This window comes from Burkholderia stagnalis (genome assembly GCF_902830275.1).
In the GTDB taxonomy this organism is placed as follows: domain Bacteria; phylum Pseudomonadota; class Gammaproteobacteria; order Burkholderiales; family Burkholderiaceae; genus Burkholderia; species Burkholderia stagnalis.
The window spans coordinates 1-1310 of sequence record NZ_CADESW010000064.1; the positions used below are offsets into that span (position 1 = coordinate 1).

At 63.7% G+C, this 1310-nt stretch carries 1 protein-coding gene; it reads right to left on the bottom strand.

The features are described from left to right. A partial coding sequence (locus tag HWY45_RS36200; RefSeq protein WP_244111059.1) for an Ig-like domain-containing protein occupies positions 1-1310 on the bottom strand: 1310 nt, incomplete at both ends.

The following is a 1310-nucleotide window of genomic DNA, read 5'->3' on the forward strand; positions in this document are numbered from 1 at the left end:
TATTCGACGGTCGCGCCGGTTTCGACACCGGTGAGGTTCAGCGTGCCGACATTGGTGACGTGATCGGACGCGCTGCTGCCGGAGTCAGTGGTCAGGGCCACGCCCGGGGCGGTAGCGAAGGTGTCGAGCGTGAAGCTGAATGACGTCGGGTTGGAGGTGTTGCCGGCGATATCGGTTTGTCGGACCTGCACATCATTCAGGCCTTCGGTGGCGCTGAAGCTGGTGCTCCAGGTATGACCGCCATCGATCGAATATTCGACGACCGCGCCGGTTTCGACGCCGGTCAGGTTCAGCGTGCCGACGTTGGTGACGTGATCAGACGCGCTGCTGCCCGAATCGGTGGTGAGCGCAACACCGGGGGCGGCAGCGAAGGTGTCGAGCGTGAAGCCGAACGAAGTCGGATCGGACGTGTTGCCGGCGATATCGGTCTGCCGGACCTGTACGTCGTTCAGGCCTTCGACGGCGCTGAAACTAGTGTTCCAGGTATGGCCGCCGTCGGTCGAGTATTCGACGGTGGCGCCGGTTTCGACGCCGGACAGGTTCAGCGTGCCGACATTGGTGATGTGATCAACAGCGCTGCTGCCGGAATCGGTGGTCAGCGCAACACCGGGGGCGGTGGCCGACGTATCGAGCATGAAGCTGAACGACGTCGCCGACGACGTATTGCCGGCGATATCGGTCTGCCGGACCTGCACGTCGTTCACGCCTTCGACCGCGCTGAAGCTGGTGTTCCAGGTATGGCCGCCGTCGGTCGAGTATTCGACGGTCGCGCCGGTCTCGACACCGGTGAGGTTCAGCGTGCCGACGTTGGTGACGTGATCGGACGCGCTGCTGCCCGAATCGGTGGTGAGCGCCACGCCCGGTGCGGCGGCCGACGTGTCGAGCGTGAAGCTGAACGAAGTCGGATCGGATGTGTTGCCGGCGATGTCGGTCTGGCGGACCTGCACGTCGTTCAGGCCTTCGACGGCACTGAAGCTGGTGTTCCAAGTATGACCGCCATCGGTCGAGTATTCGACGGTCGCGCCGGTTTCGACACCGGTGAGGTTCAGCGTGCCGACATTGGTGACGTGATCGGACGCGCTGCTGCCGGAGTCAGTGGTCAGGGCCACGCCCGGGGCGGTAGCGAAGGTGTCGAGCGTGAAGCTGAATGACGTCGGGTTGGAGGTGTTGCCGGCGATATCGGTTTGTCGGACCTGCACATCATTCAGGCCTTCGGTGGCGCTGAAGCTGGTGCTCCAGGTATGACCGCCATCGATCGAATATTCGACGACCGCGCCGGTTTCGACGCCGGTCAGGTTCAGCGTGCCGAC